The 18,950-nt window shown below is 65.9% G+C and carries 19 protein-coding genes; 8 read left to right on the forward strand and 11 right to left on the reverse strand.

The features are described 5' to 3' along the window. Positions 1-14: 14 nt before the first annotated feature. The 8 genes from G7Y85_RS04085 to G7Y85_RS04120 all read right to left on the reverse strand — a co-directional run bounded on the left by G7Y85_RS04085 (position 15) and on the right by G7Y85_RS04120 (position 7,559). Positions 15-869, reverse strand: coding sequence for an SDR family NAD(P)-dependent oxidoreductase (locus tag G7Y85_RS04085; RefSeq protein WP_166252200.1), 855 nt, complete (start codon positions 867-869; stop codon positions 15-17). Positions 870-1,123: 254 nt separating this feature from the next. Further along, a complete protein-coding gene (locus G7Y85_RS04090; RefSeq protein ID WP_166252203.1) occupies positions 1,124-2,590 on the reverse strand; it encodes an aldehyde dehydrogenase family protein in 1,467 nt (488 codons plus the stop codon). A gap of 56 nt (positions 2,591-2,646) precedes the next feature. Continuing rightward, positions 2,647-4,284, reverse strand: a complete 1,638-nt coding sequence (locus G7Y85_RS04095) for an FAD-dependent oxidoreductase (protein WP_166252207.1) — start codon at positions 4,282-4,284, stop codon at positions 2,647-2,649. A gap of 163 nt (positions 4,285-4,447) precedes the next feature. Then, positions 4,448-5,185 (reverse strand): SDR family oxidoreductase, encoded by a 738-nt coding sequence (locus G7Y85_RS04100; protein ID WP_166252210.1) that lies wholly within the window; start codon positions 5,183-5,185, stop codon positions 4,448-4,450. A gap of 28 nt (positions 5,186-5,213) precedes the next feature. Then, positions 5,214-6,002: a hypothetical protein gene (locus tag G7Y85_RS04105; protein WP_166252214.1), complete on the reverse strand. Its 789-nt coding sequence runs from the start codon at positions 6,000-6,002 to the stop codon at positions 5,214-5,216. 19 nt (positions 6,003-6,021) lie between these two features. Beyond that, the gene (locus G7Y85_RS04110) at positions 6,022-6,480 is read right to left on the reverse strand and encodes a nuclear transport factor 2 family protein (protein WP_166252217.1); all 459 of its coding nucleotides are present in this window, start codon (positions 6,478-6,480) and stop codon (positions 6,022-6,024) included. A gap of 14 nt (positions 6,481-6,494) precedes the next feature. Continuing rightward, a complete protein-coding gene (locus tag G7Y85_RS04115) occupies positions 6,495-7,265 on the reverse strand; it encodes an SDR family NAD(P)-dependent oxidoreductase (RefSeq protein ID WP_166252220.1) in 771 nt (256 codons plus the stop codon). Positions 7,266-7,391: 126 nt separating this feature from the next. Then, positions 7,392-7,559 carry a hypothetical protein gene (locus G7Y85_RS04120; RefSeq protein ID WP_166252223.1) on the reverse strand — a complete coding sequence of 56 codons (168 nt, stop codon included), beginning with the start codon at positions 7,557-7,559 and terminating at the stop codon, positions 7,392-7,394. Positions 7,560-7,893: 334 nt separating this feature from the next. Here G7Y85_RS04120 and G7Y85_RS04125 point away from each other — a divergent pair, with 334 nt between their 5' ends. From G7Y85_RS04125 to G7Y85_RS04160, 8 genes are all read left to right on the forward strand, one after another. Further along, complete coding sequence (locus G7Y85_RS04125; RefSeq protein WP_166252226.1) at positions 7,894-8,088, forward strand: ferredoxin; 195 nt, start codon at positions 7,894-7,896, stop codon at positions 8,086-8,088. Between the two features lie 68 nt (positions 8,089-8,156). Next, positions 8,157-8,969: a coniferyl-alcohol dehydrogenase gene (locus G7Y85_RS04130; protein ID WP_166252229.1), complete on the forward strand. Its 813-nt coding sequence runs from the start codon at positions 8,157-8,159 to the stop codon at positions 8,967-8,969. 87 nt (positions 8,970-9,056) lie between these two features. Beyond that, entirely contained in the window at positions 9,057-10,286 is a 1,230-nt protein-coding gene (locus G7Y85_RS04135; protein WP_166252232.1) for a cytochrome P450, read from the forward strand. Between the two features lie 3 nt (positions 10,287-10,289). Next, the gene (locus G7Y85_RS04140) at positions 10,290-10,712 is read left to right on the forward strand and encodes a Zn-ribbon domain-containing OB-fold protein (RefSeq protein ID WP_166252235.1); all 423 of its coding nucleotides are present in this window, start codon (positions 10,290-10,292) and stop codon (positions 10,710-10,712) included. Next, a complete protein-coding gene (locus G7Y85_RS04145) occupies positions 10,709-11,869 on the forward strand; it encodes a thiolase family protein (RefSeq protein WP_166252238.1) in 1,161 nt (386 codons plus the stop codon). The genes G7Y85_RS04140 and G7Y85_RS04145 overlap by 4 nt, the downstream gene beginning before the upstream one ends. A 9-nt stretch (positions 11,870-11,878) precedes the next feature. Then, complete coding sequence (locus G7Y85_RS04150) at positions 11,879-12,595, forward strand: DUF2889 domain-containing protein (RefSeq protein WP_166252241.1); 717 nt, start codon at positions 11,879-11,881, stop codon at positions 12,593-12,595. A 71-nt stretch (positions 12,596-12,666) separates the two neighbouring features. Then, positions 12,667-13,986 (forward strand): amidohydrolase family protein, encoded by a 1,320-nt coding sequence (locus tag G7Y85_RS04155; RefSeq protein WP_166252245.1) that lies wholly within the window; start codon positions 12,667-12,669, stop codon positions 13,984-13,986. A gap of 120 nt (positions 13,987-14,106) precedes the next feature. Further along, a complete protein-coding gene (locus tag G7Y85_RS04160) occupies positions 14,107-15,381 on the forward strand; it encodes an amidohydrolase family protein (RefSeq protein WP_166252248.1) in 1,275 nt (424 codons plus the stop codon). Positions 15,382-15,772: 391 nt separating this feature from the next. Here G7Y85_RS04160 and G7Y85_RS04165 read toward each other — a convergent pair whose 3' ends face one another. The 3 genes from G7Y85_RS04165 to G7Y85_RS04175 are packed head-to-tail and all read right to left on the reverse strand — an operon-like array spanning position 15,773 to position 18,884. Beyond that, on the reverse strand, positions 15,773-17,047 hold the full coding sequence (locus tag G7Y85_RS04165; RefSeq protein WP_166252251.1) for an MBL fold metallo-hydrolase: 1,275 nt from the start codon (positions 17,045-17,047) through the stop codon (positions 15,773-15,775). Beyond that, positions 17,044-18,066 carry a zinc-dependent alcohol dehydrogenase gene (locus G7Y85_RS04170; protein WP_166252255.1) on the reverse strand — a complete coding sequence of 341 codons (1,023 nt, stop codon included), beginning with the start codon at positions 18,064-18,066 and terminating at the stop codon, positions 17,044-17,046. The genes G7Y85_RS04165 and G7Y85_RS04170 overlap by 4 nt, the downstream gene beginning before the upstream one ends. Before the next feature lie 32 nt (positions 18,067-18,098). Next, positions 18,099-18,884 (reverse strand): SDR family NAD(P)-dependent oxidoreductase, encoded by a 786-nt coding sequence (locus G7Y85_RS04175; RefSeq protein WP_166252258.1) that lies wholly within the window; start codon positions 18,882-18,884, stop codon positions 18,099-18,101. Positions 18,885-18,950: the final 66 nt, after the last annotated feature.

The raw sequence follows: 18,950 nt of genomic DNA on the forward strand, positions 1-18,950 counted from the left end.
GTGATCGAAAACTTTCAGGACGGGATATCGCCGGTCAGCGTCCACTTGCCGGCGCTGTTGCGCAGCCAGCCGGACGAGGCCCAGGCGCCGCCGTCGACCGGGATCACGGTGCCGGTGACATAGCTGCTCATCGGCGAGGCGAGAAACACCGCGACATGGCCGCACTCGGTATCGATGCCCTCGCGGCCCAGCGGCAGGCGGCGTGCGATCGCCGCGCGCTGCGCCGGTGTCGGCTCGATCCATTTCGACGGATCGACCGGTCCGGCGTGATTGCCGCGAATGCCCGGCGTCGCGGTGATGTCCGGAGCAATCGCATTGACGCGTATGCCGTGATCGGCGAATTCCAGCGCCAGCGTGCGCGTCAGGTTGTTGAGCCCGGCCTTGCAGGCGGCGTACACGGCGAAGTTCGGCGCCGCGCGGGAAGCCTCGATGCTCGTCACATTGATGATCGTGCCGCCGCGCCCGCCGCGGATCATCCACGGTACGGCCGCCGAGGTCGCGGCGAGTACGCTGACCAGATTGAGATCGATGTGCCTGCGCCAGGAGCGCTCGGACTGCTCGAGAAACGGCCGGCCGCTGACACCGCCCGCGTTGTTGACGAGGATATCGATGCGGCCGAACGCCTCGGCCGTGCGCTCGACCAGCGTGCCGATCTGCGTCGTGTCCATGACATCGGTCGGTACGGCCAGCGCGCGCCGGCCCCGTTCGCGAATGCGGGCGGCAGTTTCCTCGCAGCGTTCGGGAATGATGTCGGCAATCGCGACATCGGCGCCGGCATCGGCAAACGCCAGCGCGATCGCCCGGCCGATGCCGCCGCCACCGCCGGTGACGATGGCGACCTGATCGTTCAAGAGCGTATCGGCTTGCATGTCCCACTCTCCTCGGCGGGTGCAGCGGCCGTACGTCGCGGTGCCTTGACCCAAATGGCCCGTTGCCGTGCCGCTTTTGACCTTATCCGCTCGTCAAGCGGCTGGTCAACAGCACTGTACATCAGCATGTCCCGATCGCATGCACATGTCCCGGCCACGCTACCTGCGGGCGCGGCACATCATGACGGCCCCACAAACACCGAGGGAGCGCCGCATGTTGCGACGCTCCCTCGGAAATGGCTGCCGTCCAGGACTCAGGACACGCGCGCGCCGATCGCCTTGATTTCGGTGAATTCCTCGATGCCTTCGAGGCCCCATTCGCGGCCCATGCCGGACTGCTTGTAGCCGCCGAACGGCAGGTCGCCGGTAATGCTCATGCCGCCGTTGACCGACAGCGCGCCGGCGCGGATGCGCTTGCAGACATTCATCGCGCGCTGGTGCGAGCCGAACACCGCGCCGCCGAGGCCGTAGATGCTGTCGTTGGCGATGCGGATCGCGTCCTCGTCGTCTTCGTACGGAATCACGACCAGCACCGGCCCGAAGATTTCTTCCTGGGCGATGCGCATGTCGTTTCTGACGTCGACGAAGCAGGTCGGCTCGATGAAGAAGCCGCCGCCCTTGTCGTTGCGGATGTTGCCGCCAGCGAGCAGGCGCGCACCCTCCTTGACGCCGAGATCGACGTAGCCCTTGACGCGCTCGAGCTGACGCTTGGAGATCAGCGGCCCCATGATGCAGGTCGGCTCGTCGATCTTGCCCCACTTGTCGGCGTAGCCGGCGTAGGCCTTCTCGAGGATCGCGACCGCCATCGGGTATTTGCTCTTCGGCACCAGCAGGCGCGTCGGATAGGCGCAGCCCTGACCGGCGTGGAACACCACCATCGAGCCGGCGATCACCATCGGGAAGGCCTGCTCCTGCACATCGTCGAGCACCAGGAACACCGACTTGCCGCCGAGTTCGAGGAACACGCGCTTCAGGGTTTCGGCGCCGTTGGCCATGATCTTCTTGCCGACGGCGGTGGAGCCGGTGAACGACACCAGATCGACGCGCGGGTCCTTGGTGAGCATCTCGCCGGCAGTGACGGGGTCGGCGCTGGTGACGACGTTGATGACGCCCTTCGGCAGGCCGGCTTCGATCGCCAGTTCGCCGAAGATCGCGCCCATTGCCGGCGTGTCAGGCGCCGGCTTGAGGACGACCGTGCAGCCCGCGAGCAGCGCGGCGACGACCTTGCCGACGTTGATGTACAGCGGCACGTTCCAGGGCGTGATCGCGGCGACCACGCCGGCCGCTTCGCGCATCACATAACGCTTGGTGTCGAAGCCCATTTCGTTCTTGACACCGCGATCCTCCTCCCACTTCATGCGCTGGAATTCGGAGATCAGGCCATCGGCGCCGCTCAGCGCGCCATCGATCTGCGCACGGTAGGCGGCACCCGGTGCGGCGCCGACTTCGATCTTGGAAATCTCGACGAGACGATCGCGGTTCTTGTAGAGCAGGTCGCGGAAGGTCTTCATCAGTGCGTAGCGACGGGCGTGGTCGGTGGACCAGTCGGTCGTGTCGAACGCGCGGCGCGCCGCGGCAATGGCGGCGTCGACATCTTCGGCCGAGCCGTCGGCGGCCTGGCCGATGACCTCGCCGGTCCACGGACCGATGTTGTCGTAGGTCTTGCCGCCCTTGGCCGGGCGCAGCTCGCCGTCGATGAAGAGCAGGGTGTCGAGTGCCATGTTCAGTCCTCTTGGATGTTGCGATTCTTCAGGGGTTCGTTACGGGTGCTGCGTGTTCAGTTCGTGCCCTGCAGCGCGTGCTGCGCCGCGAGCCAGGCCCAGGTCATCGTCGGGCCGATGCTGCCGCCCGGTCCGCCTTCGACCGGACCCATCACGGATGCGGTCGACGTGCCGGTCGCGTACAGGCCCTCGATCACCGAGCCGTCGTCGCGCAGCACCCGGGCGTGGACGTCGCAGACCAGTCCGCCGAAGGTGCTGACGTCGCCGGGATACATCTGCATCGCGTAGAACGGGCCTTGTTCGATGGTGCCGAGCGTGCGCGTGTCCGCTTTCAGCGGGTCGCCCGACCATTCGTCGAAGGCGTGTGCGCCGCGCCGGAAATCTTCATCGGTACCGCGACGGACTTGCTCGTTGTAGCGTTCGACGGTCGCGCGCAGTGCGTCGGCCGGCAGGCCGCAATCCGTGGCGAGGGCCTCGATCGTCTCGGCCTTGTGCAGGATCTTGCTGTCGAACCAGGCCTGCGGCTTCTTCGGTCCCGGCATCGAGCCGGCCAGCATGTAGGTGTTGATGTACTGGCTGTCGACGATCATGAAGCTCGGCACGGCCGGCGCGGTCTTGTGGCGATCGAGCATCTTGCGGCAGATGTCGGTCGGCGCGCCGCTCTCGCGCATGTAGCGCACGCCGCTGCCATCGACGACGATGCAATGCGGCTTCGATGTGTCGAGATTCGGTTTCACGGTCTTGTCGCCCGGCGGCAACGTGATCTGCATGCCGATGCGCTGGTCCATCTGTGCGACGGCGGCGCCGATGCGCAGGCCGGCTTCGATCATCTCGCCCTTGTCCTCGGCGATCACGCTCGTCCATTCCGACTTCACGCCGGGCTGGTACTGGTCGAGCATGCGCTGGTTGCGCGCGAAGCCGCCGGCGTTGAGCAGCACGCCGAGCGTGGCCGTGACGCGTTGTCCGTTGGCGATCACGCCGACGACACGATCGTGTTCGACGATCAGCTCGCTGACCGGCGACTGCAGGCGAATCTCGACGCCGGCCTTCAGCGCGGCGTGCAGCATCTGCCCCTGCAGGGCTTGACCGGCCGTGGCGCGATGCTTGCCGGTCAGCTTGTCCTTGAGCGCGCGACCGAGGATGCGCAGCAGCACCTTCTTGGCGGCCTTGTCGCGCTTCATCAGCGGCAGCTGCATGGCCTCGTCGAGGTTCGCCGGCAGCGGCAGGAAGCCGGGCCGCAGTCGCGCCTTCCATTCGCCGAGCTGCTTGATGTCGAACAGTTCGGACACCACGGTGCGGCCGGGCTCCGACGCGCCGGCGACGCTGTAGTGATCCGGGTAATGCGGTATTCGGCGCAGCTTGATGCCTTGCGCGACGAGAAAGTCGATCATCTGCGGCGCGGCGTCGACGAAGGCCGCGCGCCGTTCGCGGCTCGCGCCCGGCATGGCGGCGTGATCGCCGACGGCTGCGTCGAGATACGCGATCGCCTGCTCGCGGCTGTCCGGTACGCCCGCTTCCTTCATGTAGCGGTTGTTCGGAATCCACATCACGCCGCCGGAGGTCGCCGTCGTGCCGCCGACCAGATCGGCCTTTTCGACGATCAGCACGCGCTTGCCGGCGGCGCGCAGCACCAGCGCCGCGCAAAACGAACCGGCACCGCTGCCGACGATGATGAAGTCGTGGTTCTCGCTCATTGCTGTTTCCCTTGATCTGCATCACGACCGTTCGTCCCGAGTGTTTCGGCGCCAGCCGAAATGTATCGAGGGACCTTTGCGCCAGGCCCCTCGATACACCGCACGCGATGCGTGCGGCACTCGGGGCGAACGGGCCGTCGGGAGTTCATCGACGACGGCCGTCTCATGCAGCCTTGCTCGCGTGCAGATGGACATTCGCCATGTGCAGGTCGGGTGGCATGTCGAGGATGGCGTGGAACGCCGCGGTTACCGAGTTGACCTGCGACAGCGGCTGCTCGCGCAGATTGCGGCCGATCGCGGCGTTGGCCTGCGCAAAGCGCATCGCCACCTGCGGGTCCCAGTTCGGTGGTATCGGCTCGTCGATCATCATGCCGCAGCGCACGTTGGTGACGCGGATGCCGGCCGGCTTGAGCTCGTGGTACAGGCCTTCGGAGAAACGGTCGAGTCCGGCCTTGCTGGTCTGATAGGCGACCAGATACGGAAACAGCATGCCGGCCGATTCGGAGCTGACGTTGATGATGTGGCCGCCGGCCGACATCAGCGGAATCGCCGAACGCGCGCACAGCATCGGTCCGGCGAGGTTGGTCGTGATGATGCTCATGATCTGCGCGTCGCTGGCTTCGGCGATCAGGAACGGCTCGTAGACCGCGGCGTTGTTGATCAGCACGTCGATCTTCGGATGCGCGGCGGCGATTTCGGCGAAGGCCTTCTTCACCGACGCCGGCGATGCGACGTCGCATTCGACGGCCATCGCCGGCGCGCCGAGTTCATCCGCGACGGCCTTGACCTTGGACAGTGTGCGGCCGAGCAGTACCAGCGTCTCGCCCTGCTTCGCGAAACGACGCGCGAGCGCGCGGCCCAGACCGATGCCGGCACCGGTGATGACGATGACCCTCGACATGCCGCGTTCTCCTCGATTCGTTGTGGGCTTACTTGTTCTGCGCAGCGGCGGCCTGCGCCGCCTTGTACGGTGCGAAATCGCCGGCGTAGGCGACGCCGCCCTTCCAGAAGCGATCGCCGCTGATCTTGTTGAAATAGTGCACGGTGCGCGCGGTCGAGCCGGACGACGAGCGCGGCTGCATGGCGATGCCGCTCGGGCTGCGGCCGCCGGCGCGCGCCGAAAAATCGCGGATCGTGAACAGCAGGTCGTCGGTCTGCTGGGCGCACAGCACCAGCTGGTCGCCCGGACAGTAACGGCGCGGCTCGATCTGCAGCTCGGACAGCTGGCCGCGCTTCATGCCGACATGGCCGGGTACATTGATGACTTCGCCGCTGTGCACGTTGTCGTACCAGTCCTGATACTCGGCGTAGCGGCCGATCGTGTAGTTGGCGAGGATGATGCTGATGCCGGACAGCGGTTCGTCGCGCTGCCAGTTCGGGCTGATCTTCCAGTCCGAATACATGCGATAGCTGTACAGGCGCTCGCTTTCGTCCTCGTCCGCGATCAGGCCGGCGTCGCGGGCTTCGGCAATCAGCGGCCCCAGCGCCGGCAGATCGATCGCCGGATTCGGCAGATCGAAATCGTAGAGGCTCACGTAGCGCCAGGGCTGCGGAATGTCCGCCATGATCTGAATCGGCGACACCTCGAAACGCTCGGCGCCGCCGAAGCCGCGCAGGGCCGCCAGCGCCTTGCGGTGCGGGCCGTCGAACCACGCGGCATATTCGGCCTCGCGGCCGGTCGGGACGTTGTGCAGATGGATCGTGCAGTAGTGAGACATGTCGTTTCCCGTTCTCGAATCAGGGTTTTGCCGCGACCGGCTGCAGGTCGAGGTGCAGGCGCGTCAGGCGCGACGCCGCCAGTTTCCATACGCCGTTCTGCCGGACATAGCGCTCGTGATAGTGGCCGTAGCCGGTCAAGCCGGCCAGGCCGACGCGCGCGGCGTGTTCGGCGCCGAACAGCACGCGATCCTGCATCGCCCAGATCACGCGCGCCTCGTTGTCGCCGACGAATTCGATTTCCGGCGTATGCACCTGATGCGCGGTGCGCGCGTCGCCGATCGAAGCTCGGATCTGCGTCAGCGCGGCGTCGCGACCGCGGATCACCGGCAGCGACGAGCCTTCGCTGACGTCGAGTTCGAAGTCGTCGGTGAACAGCGCCGCGTATTCGGTCCAGTTCTTGGTGTCGAGGAAGCGGCAGTAGCGCGCCTTGACCTGCATGATGGCGAGCTGCGTGGCGATGCGGTCGGTTTCGGTCATGGGGCGATCCGGATTCAGGTCAGCGACGCGCCGGCGTCGACGGTGATCATCTGATTGGTGACATAGCGCGCCGCCGGTGCCGCGAAGAACAGCACGGCGGCGCCGATGTCCTGCGGCTCGCACATGCCCAGCGGGGGCTTGCGGCGCGCCGGGCCCGCAGTTGCCGGACCGCGCGCGGCGATCGCGCCCGGCGTCGTCACGCCGCCGGGCAGCACGGTGTTGACGGTGATGCCGTGTTCGACGAGTTCGAATGCGCTGGTCAGGCTCAGCGACAGCAGCGCGCCCTTCGACGAGGCGTACGACGCCAGGCCGTTGACCGCCGCCGTGCGCGCGCTGTTCGAGGCAATGTTGACGATGCGGCCGCCGTTGCCGGCGGCGACCATCGCGCGACCGATCTCGCGAATCATCAGCAGCGGCCCGCGCGCATTGACCGCCATCATGCGGTCCCATTCGGCGCTCGTCGTTTCAAGCAGCAGCTCGCGATCCTGAAGGCCGGCGTTGTTGACCAGCAGCCATGGTGTGCCATGCCCGGCGATGGCTTCGGCGCAGGCCCGCACGATCGAGGCTTCGTCGGCGAGATCGACGACGAGGGCGTGGGCGCTGCCGCCGCGCTGCACGAGCGCAGTGACGGTGCGGTCGGCAGCCGCAGCATCGCGGTCGGCGATCAGCAGGGTCGCGCCGGCGTCCGCGAGCACGCCGGCGATGCCGGCGCCGATGCCGCTGCCGGCTCCGGTCACCAGCGCCAGCCTGCCCCGCAGATCGAAACCGGTCGATGCGCCGCTCATGCCTGATGTTCTCCTCGTCTCGTGGTCGGCAGCGGTGTCCGCTCTGGCAATCCGCGGGGCGCCTGCTGCCGTTGCTGCGTTTGCGTCAGGCGAGGATTTCCCCGCCGATCAGGAACCTGCGATGCATCATGCGTCCGCTTCGCGGCGCACGCGGCGCACGCGGCGTGACGCAGGCATGACAGCCTGGAGCACGCCGAGCACGCGCCTGCGGGAGATCGCGGCGCCGCGCCGTTCGAGGGGCCGGCGGATCGTGCTGCCGACAGCGGGCCTCGGGACGATGGTCTGCAAGCTCATGCTACGGTCTCGGTGCTGCTCGCGGCTGAACGTGCCTGTCCGTCATCCGCGGGGCTATATTAGGCGCCGACCTGCTGCCGGTGCGATCATAATCAACAGAGTCGATTATGACAGTCCAGCGACCTCGTTCCGCAAGGCAAAACAGCTTGCCTTCAGGTGCAATTCGTCTGCCGGTGGCTGGTCGACACTGTTGTTGGAAAAGCGATTGTAGGATACATTTACTTAGCAGGCTCAGCAAATTCAAAATGCGGCGGCCGAAGACGCTCGGAAACCTCGTCGAACGGCTTCGCGGACGATCGCAGATTCGTGCATCCATGTACGTCAGGAGGAAACCATGAAGATTCGCATCGAGAAGGCGTCATGCGCCGGCAATGCACGCTGTGCGGCCGTCTCGGAAGAGCTGTTTCCGCTGAACGAAGACGGCTACATCGCGGTCGACAAGGTGGATGTGCCGGAAGGCAAGGAACAGCTCGCCAGACGCGGCGCGCGGGCCTGCCCGGAACGCATCATCTTCATCGAAGAAGAATGAATTGCAAGGGATGACCGGCGCGCAGCAGCGCTGGTCGTGACGATCAGACATCAAGGCAGGAGTGCGGGATGACCGACTTTCTCGGGTACAAGAACAAGCGGGTGGTGGTAAGCGGCTGCTTTTCCGGCATGGGCGAGGCGACAGCGAAGCTGCTGCTCGCGCAGGGCGCCGAAGTGCACGGCCTCGATTACAAGGAGTGCAAGCTGCCGCTGGCATCGTTCACCAACGTCGACCTGCGCGATCCGGCGTCGATCGACGCTGCCGTGCAGAAAGTCGGTGGCAAGGTCGATGCGCTGTTCAACTGCGCCGGCCTGCCGCAGACCTTTCCGGCGCTCGACGTGATGAAGGTCAACTTTGCCGGCACTCGCCACCTGACCGAAAAGATGCTGCCGCTGATGGGCGAAGGCAGCGCGATCGCCAGCATCTCGTCGAACGGCGGCCTCGGCTGGAGCCGTCGCGTGCCGGATCTCATGAAAGCGCTGGGCCAGCAGGGCTTCGAAGCGTTCATGACGTACTGTGAAGGCAACCCCGAATTCGTGCGCGAAGGCTACTCGACGTCCAAGGAGCTGATCATCGTCTGGACGATGCTGCTGTCGCAGAGCCTGATCAAGAAGGGCATCCGCATCAATTGCACGCTGCCGGGCCCGACGCAGACGCCGATGATGGCGCACTTCGAATCGGCGACCAAGGCGTCGGTGCTCGAAGCCGCCGCGCAGCCGATAAACCGCCGCTCGACGCCGGACGAGCAGGCCGGTCCGCTGGCGTTCCTCAACAGCAGCGCGGCCAGCTACGTCAACGGTGTCTGTTTCTACGTCGACGGCGGCTTCATGGGCGGCCTGGCGACCGGCCAGATCGACATGCGCTCGTTGATGGGTGGCTGATCGACCGCCCGCTTCCCGCAATCAATTTTTCGAATGGCGGATTGCACCGCCGACGATGCAGTTGGAGAGTCACAGATGAGCGCCACCATGAGTCCAGCGGTTCCGAAGCCCGATCACGTTGCCGACGCGGCGGTCTACGACTTCGACATGTTCGCCGACCCGGCCTACGTGGCCGACCCGCACAAGCGGATTCTCGATCTCGTGAAGAATGCGCCGCCGGTATTCTGGACGCCGCGCAACGGCGGCCACTGGATGATCATGAGCCACGAGGCGAACTTCGCCGCGGCGCGCGACATCGAGACCTTCTCCAGCAACTTCATTCCCAAGGAGCGCCTTGCGGCGATGCAGGCGCAGATGCCGCGCCATCTGCCGATGCCGCTGCCGATCAACGTCGATCCGCCCGATCACACCAAGTACCGCGCGCCGCTGCAGAAGGTGTTCTCGCCGAAGACCATCAACGGTCTCAAGGACAGCATTCGCGAGCTGGCCGGGCAGCTGATCGACAAGATCAAGGCCGACGGCAAATGCGATTTCATGACGTCGGTCGCCGAGCCGCTGCCGGTCGTGGTGTTCCTGAAGATGCTCGGCCTGCCGCTCGAGCGCATGGAGGAGTATCGCGAGATCGTCTCGCAGCATCTGTCGGATCCGACGCCGAATCCGATCGACAGCATCAAGAAGCTGTGGCGCATCGTCGACAGCATCAAGGACACCCTCGAAGAGCGCCGCGTCAATCCGCAGGACGACATCATCTCGATGCTGTGGAAGACCGAGATCGACGGCCAGCCGATGACGATGGCCGACATGGAGAACTATTCGGTCGTGCTGTTCATTGCCGGCCTCGATACCGTGATGAACGGCATCGGCCACGGCGTGCGCTATCTGGCGACCGATCTGCCCTTGCAGGATCGCCTGCGCCAGAACCCGGAACTGGTCGGTGAAGCCTCGGAAGAGATGCTGCGTCGTTTCACGTTCACCGTGCCGCCGCGCATCATCGGCAAGGACGCGGTGTTCAACGGTCTGGAAATGAAGAAAGGCGAACGCGCGATGCTGTTCCTGCCGGCCGCCGACCTCGACGCCAAGGCGTTCGCGAACCCGGACACCTACAACCTCGATCGCGAGAACAAGACCCACATCGCGTTCAATGCCGGTGTGCACCGTTGCCTGGGCTCGCATCTGGCGCGCGTCGAACTGCAGGTCTGCTACGAGGAAATGCTGGCGCGCCTGCCACGGTTCCGTCTCGATCCGGCCAATCCGCCGACCTTCCATTGCGGCCACGTGGTGGGCGTCAGCTCGCTGCATCTGGTCTGGGATACCTGAGACGTGGCGGGTTACAACACTTCGTCGACGCGGCCGCAGCCGCGGCTGGACGCCGACAACCGGGCGTTCTGGACCGGCGGCGCCAACGGTGAACTGCTCATTCACCGGTGCGCCGACTGCGGCGGTTACGTGCATCCGCCGCGTCCGGTCTGCCGCCACTGTCTGTCCGACAAGGTCGCGCCGAGCGCCGTGCCGGGCACCGGCGTCGTCGATACTTTCACCGTCAACCACCAGAAGTGGTTTCCGGCGATGGAAGTGCCGTTCGTGATTGCGCGCGTCGCGCTCGACGGCGCGCCCGGCGTCTACCTGACCACCAACATCGTCGGCTGCCCGGTCGATGCGGTGGACATCGGCGACAAGGTTCGCGTCACGTTCGAGCAGCACGGCGAGGTCTGGCTGCCGCTGTTCGAAAAGGTCGACGCATGAAATCGATCGAGGCGTACATCAGCGGCGTCGGCCAGTCCGAAGTCGGCGTCAAGCTGACCCGGCATCCGCTGCTGCTGACCGTCGATGCGGTCAAGGAAGCGCTCGCCGAAGCCGGCCTGACGATCGGCCAGATCGACGGCGTGTCGACCTATCCCGGTCGCGTCGCGGCGATGCCCGGCTTCTCGCCGGTCGGCGCCGATGAACTCGTCGATGCGCTCGGCATTCGGGCGCGCTGGTATGCCGGCGGCGGCGAGATCACCTCGCAGCTCGGCGCCGTGGTTGCGGCGGCGACTGCCGTGCGTGCCGGACTGGCGCGGCACGTGATCTGCTTCCGAACCGTCTACGAAGCGGCGGCGATGGCGCGCCCCGACGAATATCCGATGCAGCGCCGCGACAAGGTCGACGGCAACTCGCAGTGGTTCTCGCCATTCAACGCCCTGTCGGCCGTGACCTGGACCGCGCAGTACGCGATGCGTCACGTCAGGAAATACGGTCTGACGCGCGAGCAGCTGGCGCAGATCGCGCTGACCGATCGTGCCAATGCGGCGCTGAATCCGCGCGCGCTGGTGCAGCAGCCGCTGACGATGGACGAGTACATGTCGGCGCGCATGATCAGTTCGCCGATGTGCCTGTTCGACTGCGACCGCTTCACCGATGCCTCGACCGTGCTGATTGTCTCGGCCGGTGATGCGCTCGATGAGGTGAAGTGCACGCCGGTGCGCATCGCGGCGATGGCCGGCGCGGTCGAGCGCCTGAGCTGGGATCAGGCCGAGTGGATGGCCTGCTACGCGACCGGCCGCGAGCTGTGGAAGCACACCGACTACAAGCCGGCCGATGTCGATACCGCACAGCTTTACGACGGTTTCAGCTTCCAATGCCTCGCCTGGCTGGAATCGCTGGGCTTCTGCGAAGTGGGCGAGGGCGGCAGGTTCATCGAAGGTGGCCAGCGCATCGCACTGAACGGCGAGCTGCCGCTCAACACCTTCGGCGGCCAGATCGGCGCCGGCCGCCTGCACGGGTTCGGTTTTGCGCACGAGGCCGTCGTGCAGTTGCGCGGCAAAGGCGGCGCGCGTCAGATCGGCGAGGACCCGCGTGTCGCGGTCGCTGCCTCGGGCGGCGGTCCGCTGGCGACCGCGCTGTTGCTGGTGCGGGACTGACGCGTCGTGATGCCGCCGCTGCCACTCGATCAGTTGCCCGGTTTTCGCCGACGCTTTCGCGTTGCGACCGGCGCGGGCTGGGTGCGCAGTGCCGTCGAGGACGACTACCACTGCATGCGCGTGACCGTGCATCACGACGGTGAGCGCGCGACCGACGTGCAGGGCGAGATGCTGCGTGTGCCGTGGACCACCTGTCCGGGCGCGACCGCACAGCTGCGGCAGACGTTCACGGGCGTCGCGTTGCGCGATTTTCCGGCGCGCGGCGACAAGCCCGCCAATTGCACGCATCTGCACGATCTGGCGCTGCTGGCGGCGGCCCATGCCTTCGACACGCAGCCACCGTTCTACGACATTCTGGTGTCCGATCCGGTCGACGGTCGTCGTCACGCCGAGATCCGGCGCGACGGGCAGCCGGTGCTGTCCTGGACCGAGTCCGACTACCGCATCGTCGAGCCGGCCGGCATCGCCGGCACGCGGCTGGACCAGCTGCGCAACTGGATCGACTCGCTGGCGCCCGATCGGCAGGAGGCGGCACGCCTGCTGCGCTGGGGCAACATCCTCGCCAACGGGCGACAGATTCCGCTGGAAAAGCAGTCGGATGCGACGCGCATGCCGCCCAACTGCTACACCTTCCAGCCGGAGCGCAAGACGTCTGCACGGCGCGTCGGCGCGATCCGCGATTTCAGCAGCAACACGATACGGCCGCTCGACAGCGTTGCGCTCTAGCGGAAGCACACCCCGAAAACCTACGCGATCGTCCCACGAGGATCGCCGCATCAGCAGCAAAGGAGGACAGCATGAATATGAACGATATGGTGATCATCAGTGTCGATGATCACATCAGCGAACCGCCGACCATGTTCGACAAGCACCTGTCGGGCGACGATCTCGCCAGTGCGCCGAAGTTCCTGACCACCGACAGCGGCACGAACTACTGGGAATACCAGGGCATGCGCATGCCGTCGGTCGGCCTCAACGCGGTGGTCGGCCGTCCGCTCGACGAGTACGGCATGGAGCCGACGTCGCTCGAACAGCTGCGCAAGGGCGTCTACGACGTGCACGGCCGCATCGACGACATGAACGTCAACGGCATAGCGGCGTCGCTGAACTTCGGCAGCTTCCCGGGCTTCGATGGCGGCCGCTTCCACAAGGTGGCGGACAAGGCCAGGGCGCTGATCCACATGCGCGCCTACAACGACTGGCACATCGACGAGTGGTGCGGCGCGTATCCCGGCCGTTTCATCCCCTGCGCGATCCTGCCGACCTGGGACATGAAGGCGACCGTTGCCGAACTGCAGCGCATCGTCAAAAAGGGCTGCACGACGGTTTCGATCAACGAGAACCCGACCGTGCAGGGGTTGCCGAGCATCCACAACGAATACTGGGAGCCGTTCTGGAAGACGGTTGCCGATCTCGACATCGCGCTGTGCCTGCATATCGGTGCCGGCAACCCGGCGCCGCACGCGTCGATGGAAACGCCGATCGAGGCCTGGATCACGACCATGCCGATGTCGATCGCCACCGGCGCCGCCGACTGGTTGAACCTGTCGGCGCTGCAGCGCTATCCGAAGATGAAGATCGCGCTGTCGGAAGGCGGCATCGGCTGGATTCCCTATTTTCTCGAACGCGCCGACTTCAGCCACAGCCGGCACCAGTTCTGGACCAACTCGCGTTTCAACTTCAAGGACGAGAAGCCGAGCGACGTGTTCAAGCGCCACTTCCTGAACTGCTTCATCGACGACGCTTTCGGCCTCAAGAATCTCGACGCGCTGAACGAGGACCTGGTGTCCTACGAGTGCGACTATCCGCACTCCGACAGCCTCTGGCCGGAAGTGCCGGAACGGCTCTGGGATACCGTCAAGCACCTCACGCAGACGCAGATCGACAAGATCACGCATCGCAACGCGATCAACTTCTTCAAGGTCGATCCGTTCCAGCACTGCAAACGCGAGGAACTCACGGTCGGTGCGCTGCGCGCCAAGGCCAGGGCTGACGGCGTCGATATCACGCCGAAGTCCTCGGGGGGGGCTGCGCCGCTCGCCGAAGGCGAGACGCCGCGCGTGATCACCTCGGGTGATCTGATGAAGATGTTCTCGCATCACGCGAAAGCCGCGTGATGCAATGAGCCGCGCGGCGCCTGCTCCGATCCGGTGTCGGGTGCCGTGCATGAATCCGGACCGGGCGTCCGTGCAGCGCTGCAAGCGTTGTGTCGGCCGCCGCGACTAAGAGGTGATGTCATGACTGAAAAAGTTGCCGAAGAAACCGCCGAACTGGCAGGCGCCGCACGCAAGTACTGGTCGGCCGAGGGCTATACGCCCGGTGGCGTGATCCGCGAGGTCGACTACGCCGCGGCGTCCAAGGGCCTGCATCCGATGCTCAAGGGCATCAAGATCGTCGACTGCGACACGCATTTCACCGAGCCGCCGGATCTGTTCACGTCACGCGCGCCGGCGTCGATGAAGCACAAGGTGCCGGTCGTGCGCCGCGTCAACGGCGTCGATCGCTGGATGGTCGGCGACCGCGACTTCGGTACCCTCGGCGGCAATGTCATTCGCGCCGACCAGAACAAGCTGCTCGGACGTCTGGCGTTTCCGACCATCGAGGAAGGTCATGCCTGCGCCCACGAGGTCAAGCCGCGTCTGAAGATGATGGACGAGATGGGCGTGCATGCGCAGATCTGCTTCCACAACTCCGGCGTCACGCAGGCCGGCTCGCTGATGGCGCTCGGCGATCCCGAACTCGCGCTCGCCATCATCAGGATGTTCAACGACGCCGCGGCCGAACGTCAGCGCGAATCGGGCGACCGCCTGTTCACGCTCGCGCACCTGCCGCTGTGGGACAAGGCGGCGCTGGAAGCCGAAGCGCGCCGCTGCGTCGACATCGGGCTCAAGGGCTTCACGCTGCCGGACACGCCGGAGCGGCTGAAGATCCCGTCGTTCATGCACGACTACTGGACGCCATTCCTGGAGATGTGCAACGACACCGGCATGTCGCTGAACTTCCATCTCAATGCGGCGATCGATCCGACCGCACTGACCTGGGAAGGCTTCGCGTTCGAGCAGACCCTGTCGGTGGTCGCGACGATGTTCTCGATCTGCAATGCCGCGACGCTCGGCAACTGGATGGTCAGCGGTCGTCTCGACCGCCATCCCAGGCTCAAGATCGGCCTGATCGAAAGCGGCATGGGCTGGGTGCCGTTCGCGATCGAAGCGCTGGAGCATCAGTTCAACGAAATGCTGCCGGTCAAGTCGAAGATCCTGCAGCGCCGCCCGAAGGAATACTTCCGCGACCACTTCTGGTGCACCTACTGGTTCGAGAGCATCGGGCCGAAGCTGCTGCTGGAAACGATCGGTGTCAACAAGGTGCTGTTCGAGACCGACTTCCCGCATCCGACCTCGCTGTATCCGGGTGTGCAGGAGCATATCGTCGACACGCTCGGCGGTTATGACGACCACGTGCGCAAGCGCGTGCTCGAACGCAATGCGGTGGAGTTGTACAACCTGCCGTTCTGAGCGCGGACCGTCGCGGCGGCCGGCTGAGCCTCCGCTCGCGGTTCGGCTGCAAACGGAAAACGGGACATCGAAAGGGGCGCCGCGAGGCGCCCTTTTTGCTGGCCGGCGCGAAAGCTTCGGCGGCGGAGGATTTCATCCAGCCTTTGCTTTTGCGCTGCGGCGCGACTTCCTTCTCTTTGGACAGGCAAAAGAGAAGAGACCCGCGCCTCAGCGCGGAATAAAGCTCAGATCAGGAAAACAGCGTGCGGTCCAGAACGGCAGCGATGAAGATGCCTTCCGAGCGCGAGTCCGAGCTCTGACCCGGAGTGCCCCTGATTGGGTGCAACGCAGGACAGGGGCATCGCTTTGTCTCCACGCACGAGGCTCGTCCTGGCCTGGCATGGGCGTCGCCTCAACCCGCCAACACCGCCTCGACCGCCGCGATCTCCGACTTCAGCCACATCGTCTCGCTGAGATTGCGACTACCACTGTCGCGCAGCAGCATTTCCAGCGCTGCCTTCTTCGCGGCCAGTGCGGCCGCGTGCCGGGCATCGCCGGCCAGCGCGATGTCGAGCAGATGCAGGGCTTCGAGCGGTGCCCCGGCGGCGAGCTTCCGTTGTGCGCGCTCGGCAAGTCGGTCGCAGCCGGCGAGTTCGGCGAGTTCGGCGTCGACGCTGGCGCGCGGCACGCCGTACAGGCCGGTCGTCGAATCCTCGTAGTGGAACCAGCCGGACAGCTCTTCCCAGATGCTGCGCACGGTCCAGCGCACATTGCCGTGGAACTCGCCGATCTGCAGCGCGTCCGGCAGACGGACTTCGCGCATCAGCTGGTGCACGGTCTGGCCGGCGTTCATGCCGTCGATGACGGCTTGCCGGATGTACGAGACCGCGCCATGCATCTTGTCGAGACTCGCGCGGATGTGGCCGGCGCCGCGCACGGGTTCGCCGTGGCCGGTGATCAGCAGCTCGGCGCCGAGATCGCGCACCCGTTCGAGCGAGTGCAGGTAGCGTTGCGCGAGCCGCGGCCGGTCGCCGCGCATGGTCACCAGATTGGGCATCGCCAGAAATACCGGCCCGAACAGATTGCCGGTGAAGACGACGCGCTCATCCGGCATCCAGACGACCAGCGATTCCAGGGCTTCGCCGCCCGGCGTCGAGATCACCTCGAAGCGGCGGCCGCCCTGCTCGAAGGCATGGCGTCGGTCGATGACGAGGTCCGGGACGATTCGCGGCGGCTCCGACGGCGCGCTGCCGCGCTTCAGCGTGTTGGCCCAGAGCTTGGACGATCGGCGCTTCAGGTACGGTCCGAGCCGGTCGAAGTAGTTCCAGTTGTCGACGAAGCGCTTCTCGGCAAGGATCACGGTGTCCGGTTCGCGCAGCACCGGCACGCCGCCGTAGTGATCGGCATGCGCCTGCGTCAGGATGATCCGGCGCAGCGGGCCGCTGCGGCGCGGCGCGAGCAGTGCCTTCGTGCGTTCGGCGTTGTCCATGAAGCCGGTATTGACCATCAGGTCGCCGTCGGCCGTATTGATCAGGTAGGCGTTGGAGATGTCCCTGGCCATGAAGATGAAGTCGGTGACGACCTCGGCTTCGGTCTGCTGGCTGCCGGCCATCACCAGACCGGCCAGCAGCGGCTTGCCGTCGCCCTTCGCGGCGTCGCCGGAAGCGCTCGCGGATACCTCGCTCATGCGCCGGCGCCGTCGAACTCGACCATGACCTTGGCGGACTGCGGCGTCGCGGCCGCGTCGAACGCGTCGATCACCCTGGCGAACGGGAAACGGTGGCTGATCAGGCTGCCGATCTTGTCGCGCAGACGCGGCAGCGCGGCGATCACGTCCGGCATCTCGGTCGGATAGCCGACCGCGGTGGTGATCGTCATCTCGGTGGTCAGCATCGCGCCGAGATCGAGCGGCACGGGCTTGCTGTGCGCGGCGGTGATCACCATGCGCGACTGGAACTTGGCCATGCGCACGACGTCGGACAGGATGTTCGGTGCGCCGGCGGCATCGATGAAGGCATCGGTGCCGACGGTTTCGCGGCTGAACACGCGGCCGGTGCCATGCAGTTCGACCAGACGCGCGCGAAGATCTTCCCTGGTGGGATCGAAGGCCGCGCGGGCACCCAGCGCGCGCGCACGTTCGAGCCGCTCCGGCGCAAGATCGAGCGCGACCACGTCGGTCACGCCGCGATCGACCAGCCACAGCACCATGCCCAGTCCGATCGGGCCACAGCCGAACACCACGGCCTTGTCGCCGGGCTTGAGCTGCATGCGGTTGACGCCGTGCAGGGCAACGGCGAGCGGCTCGGTCATCGCCGCGATGTCGTAGGGCAGGCCGTCGGGAATCGGCAGCAGGCTTTCGCCGAGCTTGCCGCCGCGCACCAGCAGCTCCTCCGTGAACGCGCCTTCCGGGCCACCGCTGCCGATGTAGCTCGGCGTCATCATCGGATTGATGATCACGCGCTGGCCGACGCCGAGATGCTCGACGTCCTTGCCGACATACATCACCTCGCCGGCCGCTTCGTGACCGAGCGGAGTGACGCCGCCCGGCTTGCGATGAATGCCGCCGAGCTTGATGTAGGTCAGATCGCTGCCGCAGACGCCGCAGGCCTTGACCTTGACGACCACGTCACCGGCGCCGGGTTCGGGCCGCTGATAGGCGTCGAGCCGGAAGTCGTTGACCTCGTGAATGTTGAGTACGTGTCCCATGCGTCCTGCTCCCGTGTCGGCGCGGCCGGTGCTTACATCATGACCATGGCACCGCCGTCGACCGTGATGGTCTCGCCGGTGATGAAGGACGACGAATCGCTGGCAAGGAATGCCGCGATGCCTTCGAAATCGGACATGTAGCCAGGCCGCGGAATCGCGTTCTTGACCAGCATGTACTTGTCCAGCGCACTGAGCTCGTCGGCAGTTCCGGTCATGCCGGTCTTGATGTAGCCGGGCGCGACGACATTGGCACGAATGCCGTGCTTGCCGAACTCGGCCGCCATGCCGCGGATGATCGCGCCGACCGCCGCCTTCGAGCCGGCGTAGTGCGGTTTGCCGGCCAGGCCCTTGAACATCGACAGGCTGCCGCAGGCGATCAGCGAGCCGCCGGGCTCGCCGGCCTCGGCACGCTTGACCATCGCCCGCGCGCCTTCGCGCAGCGTGTAGAACGCGCCGTGCAGGGCGACATCGAGGAACTTGTGATAGTCGTCGGTCGACAAGGTGAGCGACGACTGCGAGGCCGGCGGCGGGCCGGCATTGGCGATCACGGTATCGACGCGGCCGAAGGTCTTGATGACCTCGGCATAGGCATCGACGATCTGCTGTTCCGAGGACACGTCGACCTGCCGCGTCGCAACGCGCACGCCAAGCGCTTCGAGTTCCTGCCTGGCGGCGGCATTCCTTTCGGCATTGCGTGCCCAGATCACGACATCGCCGCCCTGCCTGGCGATGCCGCGCGCGAAGCCGAGTCCCAGACCGCTGTTGCCGCCGGTGATCACCGCCACCTTGCCACTGAGGTCGAACAGGCCCTTGGCCATGCATATCTCCGGATCGTGCCGGGCGCGTGGGCCGGCTTGCAGGTTGGAGGACTAGTGTCGATCAGC

The organism is Solimonas terrae (genome assembly GCF_011067135.1).
GTDB classification, from domain to species: domain Bacteria; phylum Pseudomonadota; class Gammaproteobacteria; order Nevskiales; family Nevskiaceae; genus Solimonas; species Solimonas terrae.

What these genes read in the sequence shown, in the direction of transcription:
- G7Y85_RS04175 (WP_166252258.1), bottom strand. Translation starts at nt 18,884, where the DNA reads ATGGCCAAGGGCCTGTTCGACCTCAGTGGCAAGGTGGCGGTGATCACC.
- G7Y85_RS04170 (WP_166252255.1), bottom strand. Translation starts at nt 18,066, where the DNA reads ATGGGACACGTACTCAACATTCACGAGGTCAACGACTTCCGGCTCGAC.
- G7Y85_RS04120 (WP_166252223.1), bottom strand. Translation starts at nt 7,559, where the DNA reads ATGAGCTTGCAGACCATCGTCCCGAGGCCCGCTGTCGGCAGCACGATC.
- G7Y85_RS04165 (WP_166252251.1), bottom strand. Translation starts at nt 17,047, where the DNA reads ATGAGCGAGGTATCCGCGAGCGCTTCCGGCGACGCCGCGAAGGGCGAC.
- G7Y85_RS04135 (WP_166252232.1), top strand. Translation starts at nt 9,057, where the DNA reads ATGAGTCCAGCGGTTCCGAAGCCCGATCACGTTGCCGACGCGGCGGTC.
- G7Y85_RS04105 (WP_166252214.1), bottom strand. Translation starts at nt 6,002, where the DNA reads ATGTCTCACTACTGCACGATCCATCTGCACAACGTCCCGACCGGCCGC.
- G7Y85_RS04110 (WP_166252217.1), bottom strand. Translation starts at nt 6,480, where the DNA reads ATGACCGAAACCGACCGCATCGCCACGCAGCTCGCCATCATGCAGGTC.
- G7Y85_RS04085 (WP_166252200.1), bottom strand. Translation starts at nt 869, where the DNA reads ATGCAAGCCGATACGCTCTTGAACGATCAGGTCGCCATCGTCACCGGC.
- G7Y85_RS04125 (WP_166252226.1), top strand. Translation starts at nt 7,894, where the DNA reads ATGAAGATTCGCATCGAGAAGGCGTCATGCGCCGGCAATGCACGCTGT.
- G7Y85_RS04160 (WP_166252248.1), top strand. Translation starts at nt 14,107, where the DNA reads ATGACTGAAAAAGTTGCCGAAGAAACCGCCGAACTGGCAGGCGCCGCA.
- G7Y85_RS04095 (WP_166252207.1), bottom strand. Translation starts at nt 4,284, where the DNA reads ATGAGCGAGAACCACGACTTCATCATCGTCGGCAGCGGTGCCGGTTCG.
- G7Y85_RS04145 (WP_166252238.1), top strand. Translation starts at nt 10,709, where the DNA reads ATGAAATCGATCGAGGCGTACATCAGCGGCGTCGGCCAGTCCGAAGTC.
- G7Y85_RS04100 (WP_166252210.1), bottom strand. Translation starts at nt 5,185, where the DNA reads ATGTCGAGGGTCATCGTCATCACCGGTGCCGGCATCGGTCTGGGCCGC.
- G7Y85_RS04090 (WP_166252203.1), bottom strand. Translation starts at nt 2,590, where the DNA reads ATGGCACTCGACACCCTGCTCTTCATCGACGGCGAGCTGCGCCCGGCC.
- G7Y85_RS04150 (WP_166252241.1), top strand. Translation starts at nt 11,879, where the DNA reads ATGCCGCCGCTGCCACTCGATCAGTTGCCCGGTTTTCGCCGACGCTTT.
- G7Y85_RS04155 (WP_166252245.1), top strand. Translation starts at nt 12,667, where the DNA reads ATGAATATGAACGATATGGTGATCATCAGTGTCGATGATCACATCAGC.
- G7Y85_RS04115 (WP_166252220.1), bottom strand. Translation starts at nt 7,265, where the DNA reads ATGAGCGGCGCATCGACCGGTTTCGATCTGCGGGGCAGGCTGGCGCTG.
- G7Y85_RS04130 (WP_166252229.1), top strand. Translation starts at nt 8,157, where the DNA reads ATGACCGACTTTCTCGGGTACAAGAACAAGCGGGTGGTGGTAAGCGGC.